Source organism: Sphingobacterium sp. UBA6320 (assembly GCF_002440335.1).
In the GTDB taxonomy this organism is placed as follows: domain Bacteria; phylum Bacteroidota; class Bacteroidia; order Sphingobacteriales; family Sphingobacteriaceae; genus Sphingobacterium.
Genome location: NZ_DJTA01000016.1, coordinates 59549 through 83491, shown reverse-complemented (window position 1 = coordinate 83491; position 23943 = coordinate 59549). Strand labels below are relative to the sequence as shown.

Here is a 23943-nt window from a genome sequence, read left to right as displayed (position 1 = left end):
CTTTTATTTTGTTATTATATTTTCCCTAAATGCTCCTGTACGTAGTCGTAGCTCTTTTTTAAACTCTCAAACTTGTTAGGTATATAAATGTCATCTTGTTCTACAAAAGCATATTTTAAACCTGCTTTTGCTTTCGCTTGAGCGATAGCGATGAAATCAATATGACCAGTACCCACCTCTGTATATTTCACTTCTTTCGAGATCGCACCGAAATCTAATTTATCAAATTCAGGACCGACAATTGTTTTAGTAAACCCTTTATCCATGTCTTTGATATGCCATAATTTGAATCGATTAGGGAATTTCTCAAACAAACTGACTGGATTCATTCCCGCTTTTTCAGCCCAATATAAATCAAGCTCAAAATCAACCAGATCAGGTTCAGTAAATGCTAATAGAACTTCCTCACCTCTAGTACCATTACCTAAATCCCTAAATTCCCAAAAATGATTATGGAAAGCAACTTTCAATCCATGCTTTTTAGCCTCTTCACCAGCCTTATTCAATTGTTCTGCTATGTATAGATAATCATCTTTCTTCAAAGCCGAAATGTCAAACATGGGAGATACTGGGGCTATGACATACTCTTGACCAAGTTCTTTTGCGGCATCAAAGTAGATATTCAGATCCTCTTTATCCTGATGATTACGACTAAAGTATTTTGACATGTCGTAATGACCACTGTGCGACTTTAATCCATTATCATCCAATACTTTTTTTAAGGCTTTGTAATCTAGACCCCAAAAAGATTTTGTAGCGGGATCTATTCCATATGTCTCTACGTGTTTATAGCCAATCTTTGCAACCTGCTGTAAGGAATCTGTTGGATTTGTTGCCATCAGATCACGAATAGAATAAAGCTGCACCCCTAGGTTGGTAAAGGGAGAATCAATACCCATTTTTTTATTTTCACAAGAGAGCAACTGTGGTAGGAAATATGCGGCAGAAAGTCCAAGACCAGCTTTTTTGATAAATTGACGGCGTGAATTATTCATACTGTTTAATTTGTTTGTAGTTTAGTAAGGATTAAGTTACAACTAATTTTAAAGAAAACTATTATTATAAACAAAAAATGGGAATGTATTACCTACATCCCCATTTTTTGTTTTCTTTTTTATTGAAGAAAATTATACCGTCATGATATCTTTTTCTTTTAATTCAGCTAATTTATCGACTTTTGCAATAAATAAATCAGTCAATTTTTGAACCTCAGCTTCACCAACTTTAATTTCGTCTTCAGAAGCTCCGTCATTTTTCAACTTTTTCAAAGACTCATTAGTTTCTTTACGGATATTACGAACGACAACACGGCCTTTTTCAGTTTCTTCTTTTGCCTTTCTAACAAGGTCGCGTCTTCTTTCTTCTGTCAAAGCAGGAATTACCAAACGGATGACAATACCATCGTTTTGTGGATTTACACCAAGATTAGCATCAGTAATAGCCTTTTCAATCGCATTGATCAATTGTTTTTCCCATGGTTGGATAACAATTGTACGTGCATCAGTTGTATTAATATTACTAACTTGAGACAATGGAGTTGGAGATCCATAGTAATCTACGGAAATACCATCTAACATAGCGGGCGAAGCCTTTCCGGCACGAATTTTTGTTAATTCTGATTCTGTAAAAGAAACAGCTTTGGACATACTCTCCTTACAATCGTCCAATTCAAGTGAAATCAATTCATTCATATCTTAATATCGTTTTTTTCTTTTTTATGATTAGCGTACGATAGTACCTACTGGTTCTCCATTTGCTAATTTTGACAAGTTACCAGGTTTGTTCATATCGAACACAATAATCGGTAAGTTGTTCTCTTGACACAATGTAAAAGCTGTCATGTCCATGACATTTAGACCCCTTTGATAAACTTCTGTAAACGAAATTTCATCAAAACGAGTAGCAGAAGGGTCTTTCTCAGGATCTGCCGTATAAATACCATCCACACGAGTACCTTTTAAAACGGCATCAGCGTTAATTTCAATAGCACGAAGCGAAGCTGCAGTATCTGTTGTAAAATAAGGGTTACCAGTTCCCGCTCCGAATATCACAATACGTCCCTTTTCCAAGTGACGAACAGCTCTTCTACGAATAAAAGGCTCGCAGATCTGTTCCATCTTGATTGCTGTCAACAAACGAGTTTTTAAACCTACTTTTTCAAGACCATCTTGCAGCGCCATACTATTAATGACAGTTGCTAACATGCCCATATAATCCGCTTGTACACGGTCCATACCAGACTGCTCTGCACTTAAACCTCTATAGATATTACCTCCACCAATAACAATAGCAATTTCTAAACCTTGAGTATGTAACTCTTTGATATCTTTTGCATATTGTGCAACTCTCTTGATGTCAATGCCATAGCTTTGGTCTCCCATTAAGGATTCGCCGCTAAGTTTTAATAGGATACGTTTGTATTTCATAATTGTTTTTTTGGAAATTCTCCAAAGGCCAAAGATAAAATTTTTTTTTCATCCGATAAGGACGAAAGTTATATTTATTAGGAATTTTTAACTTTTTCTATCACTTCTCTATAATATTCTTCATACTGGGGCATGATATTACTGAGCTGAAATGTTTTCGCGCGTGCTAATGCAGCATCTTTAAATTTTTCTAGACGATCATTATCCTCTAATATATAGATCGCATTTTTTGCCATCTCATCCACATCACCGATGTCACTTAAAAAACCCGTCTCACCATTTACATTCAGTTCCGGTAATCCCCCTGTATTGGTAGAAATAACGGGAACTTTACAAGCCATTGCCTCCAAAGCTGCAAGACCAAAACTTTCGGAACTTGATGGCATTAGAAAGAGATCCGATACCGATAAAATTTCTTCTACAGCATCCTGCTTTCCTAAAAATCGAACATCTTGACATACACCCAGATCACGACACAATTCTTCCGCGTTGGTTCGTTCAGGACCGTCACCGACCATCAATAGCTTACTCGGAATATGTTCATTTACTTTTTGGAAAATACGAATAACATCACCTGTATTTTTTACTTTTCTGAAGTTTGAAGTATGGATCAAAATACGCTCATTGCCGGGAGCAATTGCTCTTTTGAAATGAGAGCGATCTTTGATACTGAATCTTTCCAAGTCAATAAAGTTTGGAATAACTTGAATATCTCTTTTAATATCGAAAAATGTAAGCGTTTGATCTTTTAAACTTTGTGATACCGTCGTTACACCATCGGACTGATTGATGGAAAACGTCACAACAGGGCTAAAACTTTTATCCTTACCAACTAAAGTGATATCTGTACCGTGTAGTGTTGTTACAACAGGAATATTAATGCCATATGTTAACAAAATTTGTTTAGCCATAAAGGCCGCTGAAGCATGTGGGATGGCATAATGAACATGAATAACGTCCAATTTTTCAAAACGGACAACATCCACCAGTTTACTCGCCAATGCCGATTCGTAAGGTAAAAAATCAAAAAGTGGGTATTGTGAAACAGCGACTTCATGATAAAATAGATTTTCCGAAAAAAAGTCTAAGCGCGCAGGTTGCCGGTAAGTGATGAAATGAACCTGATGTCCATGCGTAGCCAAAGCCTTTCCAAGTTCTGTCGCTACGACGCCACTACCGCCGAATGTTGGATAACATACAATCCCAATTTTCATAATGCTTTTTTATTTACTGCAAATTAAAGATTATTTTGTAAAACAGCCTATCACACGAATGCAATAATTTTTTTAAGCATAACTCAGAGTCATGAGATGTTGTTGACACTTTATTGATTGAAAAAAATTATCTTGTACCGTATTAAGAAAACATATTATGAAGACTTTTGTAAGTAGCATATCAGGAAAAACTTTTCCGATCAGTAGTAAAGTCCTGGGATCAACATTAAGAAGCTCCATTTTTGATCTTGTTAAAGAAGACTTTCCACAATTTTCCAAAGAATCGTTGATTTCATCTAATGAATTGGACGGATATAAAGAAAAATATATTTCCACGATTTTAAAAAATGAATTGGGAGAGTTGAAACAGCTTGATAAGTTAGTGGTTGAAAGTTTAAGTAACAATCAAGTACTCAGTGCTTCAATCGACCAAGAAGAAATCAAAGAATCTTTTGGTGAGCGCATAGCAGACAAAGTCGCTAATTTTGGAGGAAGTTGGACCTTTATCTTATCTTTTCTGGCATTTTTGATGTGTTGGATCTTTTTTAACATGTATTGGTTAAATGATAAGGGATTCGATCCATATCCATTTATTTTGCTCAATTTGTTATTATCATGTATAGCAGCACTACAAGCTCCCGTCATTATGATGAGTCAAAATAGACAAGAAGATAAGGATCGAAAACGTGCTCAAAATGACTATATGATCAATCTAAAGGCCGAATTGGAGATTCGTACTTTACATGAAAAAGTTGATCATTTATTGATTCATAAAGAGCAAGAGTTAATCGAAATGCAACAGTTTCAGCTCGATATCATTAAGGATCTAATTGAAAAAATAGATAAATTAGAGAGAAATACTCATGATAAATAAGGAATTATTAATAAAAGAATTAACATTCAAATTTACGCGTTCAGGTGGCGCAGGTGGACAACATGTTAATAAAGTGTCTTCCAAAGTGCTATTACAATGGCCCGTTTTGGAAAGTATGTGCCTAAATGAAGATCAGAAAACATTGATTACGGATGTTCTAAGTAATAGAATTAATAAAGAAGCGATATTTCAGTTGGAATGTGATACTGATCGTTCCCAATTAAAAAATAAAGAAATAGCTATAGAACGTTTTTTGCATATCGTCAATACCGCTTTGACGCCTATGAAATCTCGTAAGAAGACAAAAATACCATATCGTAAAGTTTTAGATCGATTAGATCGAAAGGCTAAACAGGCCGAAAAGAAAAATAATCGTCGATGGAGTGGAGATTAAAAAAGTATCTGTGCTTCCAATCATTAATTTTAAATAGCTACTCCACAGCATTTAAAATTATTCATGATCGTTAACCCCCTTATTATTTTAACGCTTTAAATCAAAACACGGGATTTAGAGAAACTTCTTTATAAAATATATGGAAATCTTTAATACAATTATAGACCCTAATTTATTTTATATTCCTCATTATTAGTATTTTAAATACAATAACTAATCTTTTAGTTGGATAACTAAATTTTTAGTTTTATACTTGTTATATAATCGATTATCGGCAGACGTGCCTTTTTATTAAAAGAGTTATGAACGAAATTAAAGAACTTACAAAAGCTGAAGAGCAAATTATGCATGAGCTATGGGAAATGAATGGAGCCTTTGTTAAAGAAGTGATCGATCGTTTACCAGAACCAAAACCAGCATATAATACAGTTTCTACAATAGTGCGCATTTTGGAAACCAAGGGTTTTCTGGAGCACGAATCTTATGGGAAAAGCCATCGTTATATCCCAAAGATTTCAAAAGAAGAATATAAAAAACTAATAACAGGAAAACTATTGCATAATTATTTTGATAACTCAGCTACGAGTATGCTATCTTATTTTTTAGAAGAAAATAAGTTGGACCTTGGTGAAGTCAATGAGTTATTAGAGATGATTGCAAAACAAAAGAAAATGTAGTGTTTTTCAACAATTAAATCCCATATTATGATCGCTTATCTCATTTTAGCCAATTTAAGTTTAATTGCATTCTATATCATTTACCATGTGTTTTTGCGCAAACTAACTTTTTTTCAGGGAAATAGAGTTTATTTATTGAGTGCAGTAGTATTGTCTTTTACTCTACCAGCGATACGGTTTATAGATTTATCCAATCTAGCTTATAAAGCGAAGTTAATGCCTGCTATCTCTCTCGAATTGGCCGAATTGAGTATTCCTGAAATCAAAATCGTTCATCAGCATCATTTTTCGCAATTAAACTGGAATTTTGAGCTCATATATTGGCTTTCGATATCCATTGCAGTTCTGTATTTTTTGATTCGATTAATCAGACTTTATCAGCGATTTAATCAATCAGAGGGAAACACATCATTTTCTTTTCTAAGTTTTATTTATATCGGTCAGGAAGCTAAGCACAATACCATCATTTATCGTCATGAATTGGTTCATGTTCAGCAAGGTCATTCTTATGATATTTTATTAATAGAGATCGTCCGAATTTTTAACTGGTTCAATCCTGTACTTTTTTTTTATATCAAAGAATTGAAATTTCAGCATGAATGTATTGCTGATCAACTTTGTGCTGCAACAGATAAAACATCTTATGCAGAATTATTAATCGCAAATGCACTTCGCGTGCCCACTCATATCTTATCACATGAGTTTGCCAGTGAGTCCATTTTAAAAAAGAGAATTATGATGTTATTTCAAAATAGATCAAAAAAATCCAATCAATGGAAATATACTTTGATGATTCCAATTGCTGGTATCATTGGTTTTGCAGGACTTGTTTTAAATAATACAGTCGATGCTAAGACCGAACTGATTAAAGTCATAGATGTAAAATTACCAGTAGTGTCACATGCCGTAAGTTCACTGATTGAAATGCAAGAGGATAAAATTTATGCTAGACCTGAAGTCTTACCTCAGCCAGTTGGAGGTATGCAGGCTTATATGAAATACATTGGTCAGAATTTCAAGTATACAAAAGAAATGACTGACAACCATATAACAGGTACAATTTCAGTAGGATTTACTGTTGAAAAAGATGGTCGCGTAACCCATGTGAAAGCAAAAAATGATTTAGGATTTGGATCTGCTCCAGCAGCTGAAGCCGTTGTTAAAAATGGGAAAAAATGGAAAGCAGGAATTCACAAAGGAAAGCCCGTACGTGTTGCATTTACACTTCCAATTAAAATCGATCATGTCAAATTTCCTCCTCCTATAGTCACTAAAGATCAGGTATCTCATGATAGCAATCAAAAATACATTTTGCAGAGCTCATCAACAGTTCAAGAAGATAGTAATCCAGGACCAAATACCATATTTAGTGCTGTCGAAGTAAAACCTAATCCCCCTCAGGGCATGGGAGAATTCATGAAATATATTGGTGCTCATTATAGCTATCCTTCCGAAGCATTGAAAAACGGAATAAACGGTGTAGTAGAAGTTAGTTTTATTGTTGAAAAGGATGGAAGCCTTTCCAATGTAGAAATTAAAAAGGATTTAAAGTATGGAACCGGTCAGGCGGCAGTTGATGTCATTAAAAATTATCCTGAAAAATGGAGGCCTGGCATTCAAAACGGACATACTGTGCGCGTTGCTTACACATTGCCCATCCGATTAAACACAATCATTCAATAAACTTAAAGGCTCCTTCCAGGGAGCTTTATTTTTGACATATCATGAAAATTCTTGTTATATTATTTACAGTGATCGTCTTGATTTCATGCCGATCATCCTATCAGTTTACGCCCAAAGGGTTTATAGTCGAGGGGGATGAATATTTTGTTAATGTTGACCGCAATATGTCGGTATATGTGGGGAATCATTTCTTAAATTATGATAAAAAGACAAAAATTGGATTGCAGACCGGTCATCTGTCAAAAAGTGATAAGCAGCTCATCCAGAAACTCGGTTATTCCACTTCTGGCTATACTGTTTTATTTAGTGGGCAGAGTACTGGTGATAGCACATTCAGATTGATTAGTTTAATCAATAATAAAACTAGCGAACGTTTTAAAAATACAAAAAATTTAATCTCCAAAGATGGATTTTCAATTAAAAGAACTGAAGAAGGAAAATATTATTATCAAATAACTACATTTAAAAGACGTAAGATCTATCATGCTATAATTCCCTTTAAGCAGGAATTAGGAAAAGAAGAGTATGTAAGCTTGATCTATATTATTCCGGACAGATATAATGATCATTTTGATCAAATAGAAGATCTTGCCATTTCAAATGCCGCCATGTATAGTCAGCATTATATTTTTACACCTAGCCGCACGGAGATTCTTTGTCCTGATGATAGTAGTAGAGGTCATTTTGATTATAAAATCCCAACTGATTTCATTCAACGAGAAAATTACACATTGATGAAAGGTTTTTTGCAAAATGGCGATGGCGCAACGAAACTAATCATCTATAGACTTCTACAGCCAGGCCAATCATATGGATCTTTTGTTGTTTGTAAAGGAATATATCAGTTAGAATTAACAGATCTGCAGCATCGTGTTATTTGGCGAAAGGAAGTAGTTGTTAACGATGATCATTTAGACCATGATAAGCATTGACCAATACAGCTTAAATCTTGGAATTATGAGTCCCAAGATTTAAGCTGTTTTTTTAATCGGTACAATTCATGTTGAAGTGCCTCTACTTTTTGAATAAGATGATGGGCAACCTCTATACCAGCGGGATTGACATCCAAATCATAATACCAATCCGAAAATCTTTCCAAATCTTTAAGTTGATCTTCTTCGATATATTTTTCCTCTTGTTCAATGATAATGTGCAGAAGACCATATTCATTTAGCGTGTCAATAAACGTGATTTCAGCTTTCCCTGAAAGGCAGTAATCCGATAATTTTATAAGAGTCCGTTCCATGAGATTATTTTTTTAGATCAGCTAATTGTTGGAATAGTTCCTTTTCTTTATCCGTTAGATTAGTCGGGATAACAATATTTATAGTGACATATAAATCACCGTATTCACCTTCTTTTTTATAGATAGGGAAACCTTTTCCTTTTAATCTTACTTTGGCATTGTTTTGTGTTTCCGGATGAATTTTAAGTTTTACTTTACCACCATATGTCTCAAGAATACCCTCACCTCCCAAAATAGCGGTGTATAAATCAATATCTAAAGACGTATACAGATCATTTCCCTGTCTCTTGAACTTCGGGTCGGGAACAATGTGAAAAGTGATGTAAAGGTCGCCTTTGGGCCCTCCATTGAGTCCCTCACTACCAAGACCCTTTAGTTTTATTTTTTGACCATCTTCCATACCAGCTTGGATGGTGATGCGGATATTTTTTCCATTAATGGTAAAGGTCTGTGCATGCGTGGTGTACGCTTGTTGTTGTGTCAACTCTAAGTCGGCATTCAGATCCTGACCACGGAAATTATTTCTTCTTCCACCACCGGCTCTGCTACCAAACATTTGTTCAAAAAAATCAGAAAATTGTCCATCGTCAAAATTACCTGAGTAGCTTTGAGATCCACCATAGGTATTGCCTCCCGATTGACGATACTGCTGCTGTGCTTTCTCATATTCCTCACCACGTTGCCAGTTTTCTCCATATTGATCGTACTTTTTACGCTTTTCACTATCTGAAAGCACTTCGTTTGCCTCATTGATTTCCTGAAATTTTTGTTTCGCAGCCTCATCGTTAGGATTAAGATCAGGATGATATTTTCGCGCTAATTTGCGATACGCCTTTTTCACATCATCAGTAGATGCGGTTTTTTCAATACCTAGTACTTTATAGTAATCTACAAATGCCATATTTAATATATTTGCTATAGTTTCAACAAATCAAAACCATGTTTGTTTAATTTTTCAATTTCGTTACTTTAAATTTATAAATATATCCCAATAAAAAGTATTGTCTCAAAGTAATAGTATTTTGGAAATAAGTTGTATTTCCGCTGTTGCCCCAATAGTTTTGTCTATTTTGATTTAATATATCAAAACCTGTTAACTTAATTTGAGAATTATTTTTCAGGGTATAATAAAAAGATGAATTTAAGATATGATAATTTTCTCTTTCATTTAAACCACTTGCTCTATTTTCCAAAGAATAAGAAGTTTCCAAAGAAAATCCTTTTAAAGGATTTATATTTAGTCCCGCTCCGATTTTGTGAGTTTCATAAGCATTCTCTAGAAAGTCAGGATTGTTTTTAACAGAGTTCATGGATTTATTCCAGCTATACGTGTATTTCGGTGTAAAACCAATTAGATTTTTCCAAGTAATAGAAAATTCTTGCGTCAGATTTATACCTAGGTTTGTTAATTTATTATCCACATTATTGATAGACGCATATTGCTGATAAGTGTATAAACTAGTATTTTGAGAAATATAAAAAGTCCAATCTTTTCCTGATTTAAAATTGTATCTTCCATAGAGATAAAAGCTTTGGTTACTTGTAGATCTAGCTTGAAATGATTGGACCGTATAGTGACCATTAGATACATCTCTCCAACTTTTGTAGCCTTCACTTTTATCTTTATAATTTATATTGATATGAATACCGACCTGGTATTTTTGTTTGTATTTATTAAAGGAGAATCTAGCATTTTGCCGAAGAATATTTTCGTAAAAAAAAGATGGTAATCGGGTTATCAGCGGATTCAAAGTATCTGTCACAACCTGAGTTCTATATGTCGCTGGTGACTCCAGATCTTTTGACCAAGAGACATCAAAATCATGAAATCGGATATTAATATTAGGAAGCCAATATCCATTGGATGTCGATTTTCGCTCATTAATCTTCAATAAATTAAAGTGATTATCTTTAATTGCATAGGCAGTGCCAAAATTTACGAATAATTTTTTGACGGGTTTCCAAAAGAATTTAATTCCAGATATATATTCTTCCGATTTAAACCGATAGCTATTCTCAAATTGTTCACCATGTACGATGCCTGTACTATCCCGATCATAGTATATACTTTCTTGTGGGCCTTGCTCAATTGTGTTAAAAGAAATGTAAAAGTCAAAATTTAATTTTTCAATACTTTTATTATTATATCCTAGAAAAGTATTGGTACTATTTGATTTTTCGTTTTTCCTTTTGTTTTCAAATAAACTAGAACTTGGAACTGGGTTTTGAAAAATTTGAGTCCATTGATTTCCGTTTTCTTCTTCTTTATCATTTCTAATATTGATGTTATTTCTTAATGAGATAATATGGTTTTTATGTAATAGTTTTTCAATATAAAACCCATGATCATAGTTGAAATTAGACCTCTCGGTCTTGTTGTTATTGATACTATAGTTTAACGAGTTCTCTTTTGTATACGTCCTCATCCAACTATCACTATGTCCATCATTATTGGTGATCGAAATCTTAGGGATAAACTCAAAATAGGCGGTAGTATCCATCCTATATCTAAAAAGAGAATTGACATTATGTGATAATGAATTGTTGTACGTATTATATTCATTTTCATTAAATTGTTCGACATTGTCAAAAAGAGCAGTTTGATTTCCGGTATTTTGTCCTTATTCTTTCTTGTATTTTAACATATACATGATATTTAGCTTACTTTTTTTCCCCCAGTCATTATTGAGGTTAAATCCTGCTGCTATATCATTTGCTTTTCCATTATAATTTCGTCCGCCAAAATCGTTAAACCCATAATTTTCGGATCTTCCCAGTCCACCATGTTGATTAAGTTCATTATAGTCGAAACTTTCCCGATTGATATTATTACCAAAACCGATAAAACTCACTTGTAGTGTATCTCGAAAAGTATTGAATAGTCCCCCAGCTTCATAGCGATCTCTAGTACCCGCACTCCCATATAATTTGCCAAAACTAGCTTTGAGAAAATCTTTTTTGAATTTTAGATTGATGGTGATTGGCAATTTTTCTTCATCTTCCACTATCTTTTTGGATTCACCTTTATCACGATATACTTGTACCGTTTTAATAAGAGAAGCATCTAGGTTTCGAGTTGCTATGCGTAGGTCGGTTGCAAAAAAATCTTTTCCATTTACTTTTACTTGCGACACCTCTTTACCTTGATAATAAATAGTACCATCCATATTGATTTGTAGTCCAGGTAGCTGCTTTAAAAGTTCTTCGGCGTTAGCATTTGGTCTTGTTTTAAAAAAATCAGTATTGTATTCAAGAGTATCTTTATTCATCCGAACAGGGGGAGCTACTGATATGACTACTTCATCTAAAAGCTTACCTCCAAGTTTGATTGTATCTAATTGTTTTTTTTCTTCAACAGCCAATACAATATCTTGATGATGGTTATTGCTGTTGATATGAGAAATGTATAAGATCAATTTTTTATTCGCAGGAAGCTTAACAAAGTTGAATTCCCCCTTCCCATTGCTTAAAGAATAAGAGAGTACAGCTGAATCTTGTTGCATCAGAATAGAAACGGTAGCCTTTTCAAGAGGTTTATTGTCTTGATCAACGACAGTACCACTCAAACTTCCAGAATTTTGGGAAAAGGCATAATTAAAAAATAAGCATAGCAATACGATTAGATATAGCTTCATAATTGATCTTAGGGTAAAGGTTGGTTTATTGCTCTCTAAGATAATTGATTTTTTATGTAAAGGTTATTAATTAACTTATTTTTAACAACTCGTCGGTATTTTGCTCGTGGTTGACCAAACAGCTATGCATAAGAGGTACTATTAAAGAGGTGATTTACAGATGATATCTTCAATATACAATTAAATGATTAGTTCAGGAGGCTGTCAACTGGTAGTCAAGATCGATACGTGCACGCTAAAGCCATAGTACATCAAATAAATAATATTAGCCATAAAAAAAGTGGCCTCCTTCGGAGCCACTTTCAAATGTTATCGTATTTTAAGACTATTCTTTTTGACTATCTACCGCAGGTTTTTTATCACGATTTGCAACATCCCATGCAGTTTGAAAAATAAACTTCTCTCTTTTAACCATAATAGGGAAATTAATTTTATCCACAGTATCATCCGGTGTGTGATAATGAGGGTGTAAGCCAGAGAAGTAAAAAATAGAAGGTATACCTTTCTTTGCAAAATTATAATGGTCCGAACGATAATATAATCGCATAGGATCTTGAGGATCATCATACATAAAATCCAGTTCCAACTGGCTAGACTTAGCATTCGCTTCTTTATTGATGGTAGCCAATTCTGAGCTTAATTTATCTGCTCCAATAGCATGTATATAGTTATGATTACCATTTAAATGTTTATTATCAATACGGCCGATCATATCAATATTAATACAGGTAACCGTATTGCTCAGTGGAAAAATTGGATTTTCAGTATAATACTTAGAACCTAATAATCCTTTTTCTTCGGCAGCATAAGTGATGAATAATATACTTCTTCGAGGACCATTACCTTCAGCTTTCGCTTGGCTAAAAGCTCTCGCCAGTTCCAACACTGCAGTAGTACCAGACGCATTGTCATCGGCTCCTGGGAAGATTGTACCATTGGCACTCTTACCATCGTGATCATAATGTCCACCAATCACAATGATTTCATCTTTTAGATCAGATCCTTCAAGCAGACCCAATACATTTGGATCTGTGAATTGTTCTGTTACTATACCCAATTGCGTATTAATAACTGTCTTGATCGCAAAAGATTGTGGTTTTTGATTGCGATTTATTTTAGCCGTGATATTTGCAAGACTAGTTTTTCCTTGATTCAGAATATAATTTGCTAAATGGTCTGTAATATTGACTACGATTGGCATTGGATTGGTTTCAGGAGCGGCTTGATCCTGAGCTAAATTGAAGCGACCTTCAGTAGCACGATCACCAGCATTTTCTAACCATGTGCCAAGATCCTCTGTATACGCTAATACTAATTTAGGCTTATGTTTCAAAATCTCTCTGATTTTCTTATTGCGGACGGTGGACCATTCTGATAGTTTAGATGTTCCAGTAATGACAGATTTCCCCTTTTCATCAACAGGTTCTTTGTCATTAAGTAGCAGTACGACCTTATCTTTCAGATCAAGGCCTTTAATATCCGAATATTTAGGGTCATCGATGCCATAACCAATGAAAATAATTTCATTATCATTGATGGATTTTAGTTCATTATTACCCAATGCCAGTAGATCTTGTCCATTAACAAAAGGGCGTCCATCAATTTTGAAATTTTTAACTTGATAACTATTTTTCAATAAACTCACAGGTTGAAAATATTTACCATCAACCGGTGCACTTAATCCCAATTTTTTAAATTCATTTGCAATGTATTCAGTAGCCAGCCTGCCACCTTTTTGACCCGTGCCACGTCCCTCAAAATCTACCGATGCTAGAATGGTAAGATGTTTTTTTGACGATTCTTCAGTAATCAAGTTAGCATACTTGGCCGCTGGGTTTTGGGCTACGGCACAGCTATAGATAGAAGAAATAAGACAAATTAAACTAAATAATTTTTTCATTGTTTTTTCATTTAGAACAAATAGAACAAAAAAAACGGAGAAAAAGTATATGTACCTCTTCCCCGCTTATTAAATTATGTTAAATTAACAACCACAGGCCATTTTATTAACTCGAGTTGCATGTCTGCCACCTTCAAAATCAGTTGTCACAAATGTTTTTACGATTGATTTAGCAAGATCTAGGTCGATAAATCGAGCGGGTATACATATTACATTTGCATCGTTATGTTGACGTGCTAAAGCTGCAATTTCTTCCAACCAAGCGATTGCAGCACGTATCCCCTGATGTTTGTTTGCTGTAATAGCTACGCCATTGGCGCTGCCACAAATCAATACACCTAATTCTGCTTTTTTATCCTCAACTTCACTTGCGACAGGATGAGCGTAATCTGGATAATCAACCGAGTCGCTGTTGTATGGTCCAAAATCATTTACTTCGTAACCTAATTCTTTTAATAAAGCTACGATAGCTGTTTTGTATTCAAAACCTGCATGATCACTTCCTATTGCAATTGTTTTTAACGTACTCATTATATATTGTTTTTTTCTTGTGCTAATTTTTGTTTTTTCACCTTAGCCGATACTAAGATACTAATTTCGTATAGAAGGAACATCGGAGTAGCCACGGTCAACATCGTGATGACATCAGCAGTAGGAGTGATAATCGCTGCAACAACCAAAATAATTACAGTTGCATATCTTCTACTAGCGCGCATAAACTCTGGAGTCATAATACCTAATTTTGAAAGAATAAAGATCAATATTGGTAGTAAGAATACAATACCACAACCTAATGATAAAGTCGCTATTGTTGATAGATAAGAGTCTATAGTAATCTGATTGGTGATTTCAATACTTAAAGAAATATTAGCTAAGAAATTGACCGATAAAGGCACCACGACGTAATATCCAAATAAAACTCCTAATACAAACAATAAGGTTGCATAAAAGACAAATCCGCGAGCCGATCTTCGTTCGATATCTGTTAGTGCAGGTTTAATAAAAAGCCAAATTTCAAATAAAATATAAGGAAATCCCATTAATAAAGACATGAGCAAACAAGAGTTGATTTGCAACATAAACTGTCCCGCTAATTCGGTATTGATAATATTGAACGGAATATGTTCCACACAGAACCCATCAATATTAAACTTGTTCCCAACGATACACATCATTCTGTATGTCCAGAAATTCAAATTTTTGGGTCCCATGATGATCTCGTTGAAAACGAAATCATAGAAAGTAAATGATAAACCTGCAAAAATACAAATCGCAATCACCGAACGCACCAAATGCCATCTCAGTACTTCGAGATGATCAAAGAATGACATTTCTGCTTCTAAATTTTTTCCTTTATCTTTTATAGATTCGACTAGGCTTTTCCGTTCTGTAGTACTCATAAAAATTGTTTGTAAACAAAAATACCATTCTTATTGAAAAGAATGGTATTTTTTATCTATGTAAAGATAATTTTATTATATATGATCTTCTGAAAGGTCAAAACTTTCCATAAACTTAGTTGTAAAGTTACCTGCTCTGAAGTTTGGATCACGCATTAATCGCAAATGAAGAGGGATTGTAGTTTTAATACCTTCGATAACGAATTCGCTTAAAGCTCTTTCCATTGTCGAGATAGCTTCTTCACGTGTTTGCGCCACACAGATTACCTTAGCAATCATCGAGTCATAATATGGAGGAATCGTGTAACCAGCATATACGTGCGTATCGATACGTACCCCATGCCCCCCAGGTGAATGAAAATTAGTTATCTTTCCTGGTGACGGGCGGAAGTTGTTAAATGGATCTTCAGCATTGATACGACATTCGATCGCATGCATCGTAGGTTCGTAGTTTTTACCAGAAATAGGAATGCCGGCAGCGACTTTGATCTGTTCTTTGATCAGATCAAAATTAATGACTTCTTCCGTTACCGGGTGCTCCACCTGAATACGTGTATTCATTTCCATGAAGTAGAAGTTACGATTTTTATCAACTAAAAACTCCACCGTACCTGCACCTTCATAGTTAACAGCCTTAGCGCCTTTGATTGCAGCTTCGCCCATTTTCTGACGTAGCTCAGGTGTTATGAAAGGAGAAGGAGCCTCTTCCAATAATTTTTGGTGACGACGTTGAATAGAACAATCTCTTTCCGATAAATGGCACACAGTACCATATTGATCACCTACTACTTGAATTTCAATATGTCTTGGCTCTTCTACATATTTCTCTAAATACATACCGTCGTTACCGAAAGCAGCAGCCGATTCCTGACGAGCAGAATCCCAAGCATGTTCAAATTCTTCTTCTTTCCATATAATACGCATACCCTTACCGCCACCACCAGCCGTAGCTTTAATGATAATAGGGTAACCGATTTCTTTAGCAAGTTTAATACCTTCTTGCAATGAGCTTAAAAGACCATCTGAACCAGGCACCGTAGGTACACCAGCTTCCTTCATGGTTGCTTTTGCTTGTGATTTATCGCCCATTTTCTCAATTTGTTCCGAAGTTGGACCAATAAATTTGATACCATACTGTGCACATATCGCTGAAAAACGCGCATTTTCTGCTAAGAAACCATATCCAGGGTGTATCGCATCTGCATTTGTTAATTCTGCAGCCGAGATAATATTGGGGATGTTTAAGTAAGAATCTTTACTGGCAGGAGGACCGATACAAACAGCTTCATCCGCAAAACGAACGTGTAAACTATCTTTATCAGCTGTTGAATAAACAGCTACACTTTTAATACCCATTTCGCGGCAAGTGCGAATAATGCGTAAAGCGATTTCTCCTCTATTAGCTATTAATATTTTTTTAAACATTGTATTTTCTGTAAGTTTTGAGGTATGAGTGCACAGTTAATGTGTGCTCATGTGGATCGACAATAAAAATATTGACGACTGTTTATCTAGGATCTACCAAGAATAATGGTTGATCGAACTCAACTGGTTGAGCATCTTCTACCAATATTTTAACAATTTTACCTGAAACTTCAGATTCAATTTCATTGAATAATTTCATTGCTTCAATAATACACAATACATTACCAGTATTGATTTCATCACCAGCATTTACAAATGATGGCTTACCTGGTCCCGCCGAACGGTAAAAAGTTCCGATCATTGGAGATTTGATAGTGATAAAATTAGATTCCTCAGAAACTGCGACAGGAACAACGGCTGCAGGTTGAGGAGCCACTGGTGCTGCTGCAACTGGAACCGAAGCTGTTACATATGTAGGCTCCTGATTCGTTTTTATCGTAATTTTGAAATCTTTTTCTTCGATTGCTACTTCATTCACACCTGATTTTGAAACGAATTTAATCAAGTCTTGAATTTGTTTAATGTCCATACCCATAGTTATGCAGGTTAAATATTTTAGTGTTAATTTTTAAAATTCTTAAAACAGCCTTCAAAGCTACAAAATAATATTTGTAGTTAGTAAGCCCATTTTAAGTATATTGATCCCCAAGTAAATCCACCACCGAAAGCCGCTAAAATCAGGTTATCACCTTTTTTCAATTTACTTTCCCATTCCCATAAGCATAAAGGAATTGTAGCACTTGTTGTATTACCGTATTTCTGGATGTTAATCATGACCTTTTCTTCGGGTAGACCAGCACGTTCAGCAGTCGCATCGATAATACGCTTGTTTGCTTGATGGGGTACTAAATAAGCAATATCTGAAGCCTTAAGATTATTTTTTTCCATAACCTCAGCAGCCACATTCGCCATATTCGTAACAGCAAATTTAAATACTGTTTTTCCCTCTTGATAAGCGTAGTGCAAACCAGCGTCTACAGTAGCATGCGATGCAGGGTTTAATGAACCACCACCTTTGATATTTAAATATTGGCCACCAGAGCCATCAGTTTTCAAGATACTATCCTGAATACCCATTCCTTCTGTATTAGGTTCCAATAATACCACACCGCAACCATCGCCAAATAAAATACAAGTATTACGATCTTCGTAATTTACCACCGAAGACATTTTATCAGCACCGACTACCAATACTTTTTTGTGTTTTCCAGATTCAATAAATTGAACACCTGTTGTCAATCCAAAAAGAAATCCAGAGCAAGCAGCCTGTAGGTCATATCCCCAAGCATTTTTAGCCCCAATTTTATCTGCTAAGATATTGGCTGTAGCTGGAAAAAGCATATCAGGAGTACTCGTACAGAAGATGATTAAATCAATATCTGTGGCAGCTATTCCTCTTTTTTCCAATAATTGTTGTACCGCAGGTACAGCAAGGTCTGAAGTCGCTTTACCTTCTCCTTTTAAGATTCTACGTTCTTTGATACCTGTACGAGATACAATCCACTCGTCATTGGTTTCAACCATAGTTTCCAGCTCTTTATTTGTGAGGATATAATCAGGTACATATCCCCCCACTGCTGTAATTGCAGCATGAATTTTTGACATAAAATTTAATTAAAAGCAGATCTGATTTTGTCAATAAAATCTGACTGGATCATATCTCTAGATTGTAAAACCATATTTTTAATAGCCTGAGGAGTCGAAATTCCATGGCCTATTATAACAGGAGCATTTACTCCCAAAACAGGACTGCCTCCATATTGCTCGTAGTTGAATCGATCGAAGAATTCGTCCTTGAATCCTTTTTTCAAAGTTACTACGTAAAATGATTCTGCTAGCTTTAACACAACATTCCCTGTGAAACCATCACAAACATATACGTCAGCAATATCTGAAAACAGATCTCGACCTTCAGCATTTCCGATGAAGTTAATGCGATCATTACTTTTTAAAAGGGGATAGGTGGTTGTGGTTAGGATATTTCCTTTTTCTTCTTCTTCACCGATGTTTAATAAACCCACTTTTGGCGAAGGGATGCCAAACATGTGCTGCGAATACAAACTTCCCAAAATGGCAAATTGATTAAGCATTTCGGGTTTACAATCTGCATTAGCACCGACATCAAGCAGTAATCCAAAACCAGATTTTAATTTGGGTACAATTGTCGTGATAGCAGGTCTTAGTACGCCGGGTACTGTTTTTACACTAAAAATTGATCCGACAAGCATCGCACCAGTATTGCCGGCAGATGCAAAAGAGTCAATTTCCCCATTTTTTAGCAATTCAAAGCCTTTGGCTATACTAGAATTGGGTTTTTGTGTAATCGCTTTAGTAGGGTGTTCACCCATACTGATATTCTCGGGTGCATGTATATATTCAAAGTCTGAAGGATTACCCCCCGCTTTCTCAATAAGTATCTTCGTCTCTTCCTCATCACCAAAAAGAACAAGTTTTTGATCCTCTGATAAGAGTTGTTGAGCTTCTATAGCACCTAATATTGTTGCTTTAGGGGCATAATCGCCACCTAAAATATCTAAACCAATCTTCATTCGTGATTATTTTTCAAGTCAATAATACGCAAAAAACATCCCAAATTAAAGTATAATTTGAAAATTATACTCATTTTGGGATGTTTTATGTTCTGAAAGATCTAAGTTAGACAACAGCTGTATTTTCAATGATTAATTTACCGTTGTAGTACAAATTACCATCTACAGTGTATGCACGATGTGGTAAATGAACTGCACCAGTTTCTTTACAAATGCTTAAGCTAGGTCTGTCTGCTTTATAATGTGTTCTTCTTTTGTCTCTTCTTGATTTAGAAGTCTTACGCTTTGGATGTGCCATCTCGTATTTCTGTTTTAGTTATTTTTAATATTTCTTAATGCGGCCCAACGTGGGTCAATGTTTTCTTCTTCTGCTTGATCTTCCTTTGGTTGCTCAATAGATATATGTGCTAACATTTCAGGATCACAAGTAATATTTCTTCCTTGATCACTACATTTCGTAAACAAAGGGACAGCTAAATTGATATATTCATATAACAATTCAGTCAGGTCTAGCTCATGATCGCTTTTAGATAATACCAATACTTCTTCTGTATTATCAGTCCAGTCTTCAGCTGTGAATTTGACTAATATCCGTTCTTTTACTGTTATTGGCGATGGAAACTCGCTTAAACAAATATCGCATGTCAATTGGATATCGCCAACAATTGTGAAATTCAGAATAAGCAGATTCTCTTGCTTCTGTAATTCGACATTTGCTGTTAGATGACCATCTTTAACAATGGAATGCTCAAAACAATCAAAGAACTTTTTATTTATTTCAAACTCAAAATTGTGCTTCCCTGCATTTAGCCCCGAAAACGGTATTCTGTATTGTTTTAGATGTTTCACAATCTTGCATTTGAGCCTGCAAAGGTATATATAAATAAGTTAGAATTGAAACTTTTTTTAAAAATATATTTCAATTTGGATTCATTTATATGCTTTTCAGCAAGCAGTTATTCATAATAATTTTTACCTAGTTCTATTTTTTCTCTACCAGTCTCCATTCTCCATCGATTGGTATCTCGTAACGAGTAGGCACAGCCACAGTATTCTTGCATATAGAAACGTTCTTTTTTAGAAATTTCTAACATTCGAATGGCACCACCTTTCTTTCTCCAGTTGAATGTCCAATAATCCATACCCTCGTAACGGGATGCAGCACGAACACCACAATCGTTGATTTGATCCATGTTTTTCCAACGGGAGATTCCAAGTGAACTTGAAATCACATCAAATCCATTTGCAGCAGCATATTCTGCTGTTTTCTCAAAGCGCATATCAAAACACATCGTACAACGAATACCCTTCTCAGGTTCGTTTTCCATTCCTTTTGCCAAATCAAACCAGTGATCAACATCGTAGTCGGCATCGATAAAAGGAATATGATGTTTTTCTGCAAAACGAATATTTTCCTCTTTCCGCAAATCATATTCTTTACGAGGATGAATATTGGGATTGTAGAAATAGATCGTGAATTTGATATCCGAGCTGATTAAAGCCTCCATTACTTCACCAGCACAGGGTGCACAGCATGAGTGTAAAAGCAAATTCTTGCCCTCATTAGGTAATGTTAACTTTTCTCTGATGAACTCCTTCTCTTCCATTGCTATTTTACTGATAAAAGTTTGGCAATTTTACTCAAAAAGTACTGAACTAACAAATATTTGAGAAATAGAATTTATTGCCACACACTGAATCTCTCTTTTTTTATCTTTATATTCGAGCATATTTGTAGATTTGTACCTATATCAGATTAAAAATGAAATCACTATCAGTATATATAACGCTTCTTTTTTTTGCGATTGTAACATGTTTAACTTCTTGTGTTCGAGAAGATGATGAACCAGCATTGGCAAAGATTTCCGTTTCCAGACTTTATATCTCTTTTTCCGAATTTCAATTGGACGAATCTCGGCCTCCCTACAATAATATTGATATCATCGATCGTGCCGATACTTTAACTTTTGAACCCGCTTTATCCTATAATTCAGGAATAAAAGGCGGAGCTGCAATATCCTTTAGTCCAATTGCAAAGTTTATTTTTCAAAGCAGTGCTAATGGTGCTGGCTCGGTAAATGATACAAGTATTCAAGTCATGTCTGTAAATGCAAAGACCGGAGCTCCTGCTTATAAAGGCTTAATTTCAAATGGTTTATTGAGAAATGTGACGGGCTTAGCCTATCATTATAATAAGGGTTCTGAAAATCTGTACGTGTCTAATCTTGGTGCTGGATCCAATCCTTCACATATTTACTTATTTCAAAAGCCTGGAAATTTCAGAGGAAAAGCTAAAAGATCTCAGGAAATAGCCTTAGGAACACTTACTCCTTGGACGATGGCTTTTAAGAACACCGAAGATAATGCCGATTTATTAATGTCAGTCACAGGGGAGAAGAGAGGAATAGCCATATTTCGAGATATATTGAGAAAAAATCTTCCTGCAGATTCAGTTTTAACAGCAACTCAATTTCCACCAAAAGCGGTTTTAACGATCGCAAATCAGGGTGAAGTGAGAGGATTTAGTTATTCGGCACGCCAAGATTTATTGGCGGTAGCCTGTTATACAGCAGGAACTGAAGGAAACGCAAAAGTTGGTCGGATCTTATTGTTTGAAAAAGCTTCTTCGTTATTATCGGCCACAGGTGATCGTGCAATTGAACCCACACGTATTATTACAGGTAGCGCAACTGGTTTAGTAAAACCATTGGATGTTGCGATAGACAATCGCGATGGAGCAAAATACCTTTATGTAGCCGATGGAGATACAAAAATTGTTTCCCGTTTCTTAATTAATGATACAGGTAATGTAGCTCCAAATAAGATCAAACAATATACATTGACACCCGTTGCCTTATCATTGGATGCAAGAGGACCTGAAGAAGATTTCTAATTTCCTATTCCGCTAAGAGTTTAAAGAGTATTTCGACTTCTTGTTTCTTGCTGACACTTTCATTGTGTTCGTAAGCAGTGATCAGATTTCGTAATACTCTTTTTAGTATCATTACATTATCACAAGGCATCATAAATTCTTTTGATAGTGGAAGATTAAGCTGTTTCAGAAATGAAATCACATCGGCTTTTTGCATCACTTGCCCCTTATTAAAGGCATTGATATAAAACAATAAATGATCCTCAGTTTGGTTCTCAGCTAAATAAGATAAAATAAAATGTTTAGGCAGATTAATGCCGAAAATCGGGATATCTAATTTTTGAGCAATGATGCTATAAATACAAGAAAGTGTCAAAGGATTCCCCTTTTTGGATTCCAGCACCCTTCCAATAAACGAATTTTGAGGATTATGATAGTCATTTGTATTTCCTGAAAGACCAAATTTTTCAAATAAAATATAATTTATCAAGGATACCTTTTCGTAAGGAGTCATTTCATAGCGCAGTTCCATCCATATCTCTCGTTTTAACTCCTCTATGGTAATGCGTATGAGATTATTATTATAAGATGGGTACTGGTAGCTGTTGATAATCAATAAGCCCTCTAGAAGGTTAAATGAGTTGCTCATTTTCCAAACTAAAAGTTCACTCTTTGTTTGATCAAATTGTATCGCGTGGATAATTTTTTCTAAACGCTCCTGGATATAAGGATCAAATGCAGATTCCCAATATTCTTCAAGAGATGGAATGATATCAGGACCTAAACTTAAAAGCTTATTTTCGATTTCCTCAGCAATAAGTTGATCCGGATCATCCAATAGGTGTACCAAAGCCTGTAATTCTTTTTCATCCATATACAAATTTAATAAAAATCCCTGCGATATGCCAAATGATGCATATGCAGGGATATATTTAGGTATATGGTTAAAAAAATTACTTTAATTGACCATCCAGCATGTGGATGGTTCTCTTACCATAAGTGGCATTTTTTTCAGAGTGTGTCACCTGAATGATGGTGACTCCTTCGGCATTGAGCTGCTGAAACAACTCCATGATTTCTTCCCCCTGTTTAGAGTTTAGATTACCAGTGGGTTCATCAGCCAATAGGAGAGAAGGAGAACCTGCCAAAGCTCTAGCAATACCTACAATTTGTTGCTGTCCACCAGATAATTGTGAAGGAAATAAATCTTTTTTTCCTACGATGTTAAAACGATCTAATAAATCGCTGACGATAGATTTACGTTCAGACGAAGATTTGTTTTTATAGATCAATGGTGTTTCAATATTTTCATATACGGTCATCTCATCGAGTAAATGATAAGATTGAAAGACATATCCCATGTGCGATTGAAAAAGTTGTGTTCTTTTCTTTTGTTTTAGATCCAAAACATTTTCACCCTGAAAGAAGTACTCACCTTCATCTGGAGCATCCAGCATACCGATGATGTTCAACAACGTTGATTTTCCAGAACCTGATGGTCCCATGATCGAAATAAATTCTCCCTCTTCAATAGTTAGACTCACATCTTTAAGTACAAATGAGCGAGTACTTCCAACATTATACCATTTAAATAAGTGCTTTAGCTGTATCATTTTATCTATCTTTTTGTTGGTTATTTTTAATTGTT

At 35.1% G+C, this 23943-nt stretch carries 26 protein-coding genes; 6 read left to right on the top strand and 20 right to left on the bottom strand.

All coding sequences use genetic code 11. The annotated features are described in order from the left end of the window. Positions 1–14: 14 nt before the first annotated feature. From B3P23_RS09810 to bshA, 4 genes are all read right to left on the bottom strand, one after another. On the bottom strand, positions 15–995 hold the full coding sequence (locus B3P23_RS09810; RefSeq protein ID WP_045753623.1) for a sugar phosphate isomerase/epimerase family protein: 981 nt from the start codon (positions 993–995) through the stop codon (positions 15–17). A gap of 132 nt (positions 996–1127) precedes the next feature. Continuing rightward, on the bottom strand, positions 1128–1691 hold the full coding sequence (gene frr, locus B3P23_RS09805) for a ribosome recycling factor (protein WP_045753624.1): 564 nt from the start codon (positions 1689–1691) through the stop codon (positions 1128–1130). 30 nt (positions 1692–1721) lie between these two features. Beyond that, positions 1722–2426, bottom strand: a complete 705-nt coding sequence (pyrH, locus tag B3P23_RS09800) for a UMP kinase (protein WP_021189335.1) — start codon at positions 2424–2426, stop codon at positions 1722–1724. A gap of 77 nt (positions 2427–2503) precedes the next feature. Beyond that, a complete protein-coding gene (gene bshA, locus B3P23_RS09795; protein ID WP_045755097.1) occupies positions 2504–3640 on the bottom strand; it encodes an N-acetyl-alpha-D-glucosaminyl L-malate synthase BshA in 1137 nt (378 codons plus the stop codon). 157 nt (positions 3641–3797) lie between these two features. Here bshA and B3P23_RS09790 point away from each other — a divergent pair, with 157 nt between their 5' ends. The 5 genes from B3P23_RS09790 to B3P23_RS09770 all read left to right on the top strand — a co-directional run bounded on the left by B3P23_RS09790 (position 3798) and on the right by B3P23_RS09770 (position 8200). Beyond that, the gene (locus B3P23_RS09790) at positions 3798–4514 is read left to right on the top strand and encodes a DUF1003 domain-containing protein (protein ID WP_045755098.1); all 717 of its coding nucleotides are present in this window, start codon (positions 3798–3800) and stop codon (positions 4512–4514) included. Further along, positions 4504–4908: an alternative ribosome rescue aminoacyl-tRNA hydrolase ArfB gene (arfB, locus tag B3P23_RS09785; protein WP_052627713.1), complete on the top strand. Its 405-nt coding sequence runs from the start codon at positions 4504–4506 to the stop codon at positions 4906–4908. Before B3P23_RS09790 ends, arfB begins: the two co-directional genes overlap by 11 nt. Positions 4909–5210: 302 nt before the next feature. Beyond that, positions 5211–5585 carry a BlaI/MecI/CopY family transcriptional regulator gene (locus B3P23_RS09780; RefSeq protein WP_153195015.1) on the top strand — a complete coding sequence of 125 codons (375 nt, stop codon included), beginning with the start codon at positions 5211–5213 and terminating at the stop codon, positions 5583–5585. 27 nt (positions 5586–5612) lie between these two features. Next, complete coding sequence (locus tag B3P23_RS09775; RefSeq protein ID WP_293925547.1) at positions 5613–7268, top strand: TonB family protein; 1656 nt, start codon at positions 5613–5615, stop codon at positions 7266–7268. 41 nt (positions 7269–7309) lie between these two features. Further along, on the top strand, positions 7310–8200 hold the full coding sequence (locus B3P23_RS09770; protein ID WP_293925545.1) for a hypothetical protein: 891 nt from the start codon (positions 7310–7312) through the stop codon (positions 8198–8200). Between the two features lie 23 nt (positions 8201–8223). On the opposite strand, the gene B3P23_RS09765 is transcribed toward B3P23_RS09770, so the two are convergent. The 14 genes from B3P23_RS09765 to B3P23_RS09700 all read right to left on the bottom strand — a co-directional run bounded on the left by B3P23_RS09765 (position 8224) and on the right by B3P23_RS09700 (position 21030). Continuing rightward, positions 8224–8514, bottom strand: a complete 291-nt coding sequence (locus B3P23_RS09765) for a chaperone modulator CbpM (protein ID WP_293925543.1) — start codon at positions 8512–8514, stop codon at positions 8224–8226. Between the two features lie 4 nt (positions 8515–8518). Next, a complete protein-coding gene (locus B3P23_RS09760) occupies positions 8519–9415 on the bottom strand; it encodes a DnaJ C-terminal domain-containing protein (protein WP_045755103.1) in 897 nt (298 codons plus the stop codon). Positions 9416–9461: 46 nt separating this feature from the next. Further along, positions 9462–11015, bottom strand: coding sequence for a hypothetical protein (locus tag B3P23_RS09755; RefSeq protein WP_293925541.1), 1554 nt, complete (start codon positions 11013–11015; stop codon positions 9462–9464). Positions 11016–11135: 120 nt separating this feature from the next. Then, the gene (locus B3P23_RS09750; RefSeq protein WP_293925540.1) at positions 11136–12149 is read right to left on the bottom strand and encodes a carboxypeptidase-like regulatory domain-containing protein; all 1014 of its coding nucleotides are present in this window, start codon (positions 12147–12149) and stop codon (positions 11136–11138) included. A gap of 325 nt (positions 12150–12474) precedes the next feature. Further along, entirely contained in the window at positions 12475–14049 is a 1575-nt protein-coding gene (locus B3P23_RS09745; RefSeq protein WP_293925539.1) for a M28 family peptidase, read from the bottom strand. An 84-nt stretch (positions 14050–14133) separates the two neighbouring features. After that, complete coding sequence (rpiB, locus tag B3P23_RS09740; protein WP_293925538.1) at positions 14134–14580, bottom strand: ribose 5-phosphate isomerase B; 447 nt, start codon at positions 14578–14580, stop codon at positions 14134–14136. Beyond that, positions 14580–15449: a twin-arginine translocase subunit TatC gene (tatC, locus tag B3P23_RS09735; RefSeq protein ID WP_045755107.1), complete on the bottom strand. Its 870-nt coding sequence runs from the start codon at positions 15447–15449 to the stop codon at positions 14580–14582. Before tatC ends, rpiB begins: the two co-directional genes overlap by 1 nt. 75 nt (positions 15450–15524) lie before the next feature. Continuing rightward, on the bottom strand, positions 15525–16874 hold the full coding sequence (gene accC, locus B3P23_RS09730) for an acetyl-CoA carboxylase biotin carboxylase subunit (protein WP_045755108.1): 1350 nt from the start codon (positions 16872–16874) through the stop codon (positions 15525–15527). 82 nt (positions 16875–16956) lie between these two features. Continuing rightward, entirely contained in the window at positions 16957–17409 is a 453-nt protein-coding gene (accB, locus tag B3P23_RS09725; RefSeq protein WP_293925537.1) for an acetyl-CoA carboxylase biotin carboxyl carrier protein, read from the bottom strand. An 80-nt stretch (positions 17410–17489) separates the two neighbouring features. Beyond that, entirely contained in the window at positions 17490–18479 is a 990-nt protein-coding gene (locus tag B3P23_RS09720; protein WP_045755110.1) for a beta-ketoacyl-ACP synthase III, read from the bottom strand. A 5-nt stretch (positions 18480–18484) separates the two neighbouring features. Further along, complete coding sequence (gene plsX, locus B3P23_RS09715) at positions 18485–19423, bottom strand: phosphate acyltransferase PlsX (protein ID WP_094772118.1); 939 nt, start codon at positions 19421–19423, stop codon at positions 18485–18487. 106 nt (positions 19424–19529) lie between these two features. Beyond that, positions 19530–19721, bottom strand: a complete 192-nt coding sequence (rpmF, locus tag B3P23_RS09710) for a 50S ribosomal protein L32 (protein WP_021192035.1) — start codon at positions 19719–19721, stop codon at positions 19530–19532. A gap of 14 nt (positions 19722–19735) precedes the next feature. Next, positions 19736–20272 carry a YceD family protein gene (locus B3P23_RS09705; RefSeq protein ID WP_045755112.1) on the bottom strand — a complete coding sequence of 179 codons (537 nt, stop codon included), beginning with the start codon at positions 20270–20272 and terminating at the stop codon, positions 19736–19738. A 107-nt stretch (positions 20273–20379) separates the two neighbouring features. Continuing rightward, a complete protein-coding gene (locus B3P23_RS09700; RefSeq protein ID WP_045755113.1) occupies positions 20380–21030 on the bottom strand; it encodes an epoxyqueuosine reductase QueH in 651 nt (216 codons plus the stop codon). A gap of 155 nt (positions 21031–21185) precedes the next feature. On the opposite strand from B3P23_RS09700, the gene B3P23_RS09695 reads away from it, so the two are divergent. Beyond that, positions 21186–22316: a hypothetical protein gene (locus tag B3P23_RS09695; protein WP_094772117.1), complete on the top strand. Its 1131-nt coding sequence runs from the start codon at positions 21186–21188 to the stop codon at positions 22314–22316. A gap of 4 nt (positions 22317–22320) precedes the next feature. Here B3P23_RS09695 and B3P23_RS09690 read toward each other — a convergent pair whose 3' ends face one another. After that, entirely contained in the window at positions 22321–23169 is an 849-nt protein-coding gene (locus B3P23_RS09690; RefSeq protein ID WP_094772116.1) for a transglutaminase-like domain-containing protein, read from the bottom strand. Between the two features lie 79 nt (positions 23170–23248). Beyond that, entirely contained in the window at positions 23249–23908 is a 660-nt protein-coding gene (locus tag B3P23_RS09685) for an ABC transporter ATP-binding protein (RefSeq protein ID WP_293925536.1), read from the bottom strand. Between the last annotated feature and the right edge of the window lie 35 nt (positions 23909–23943).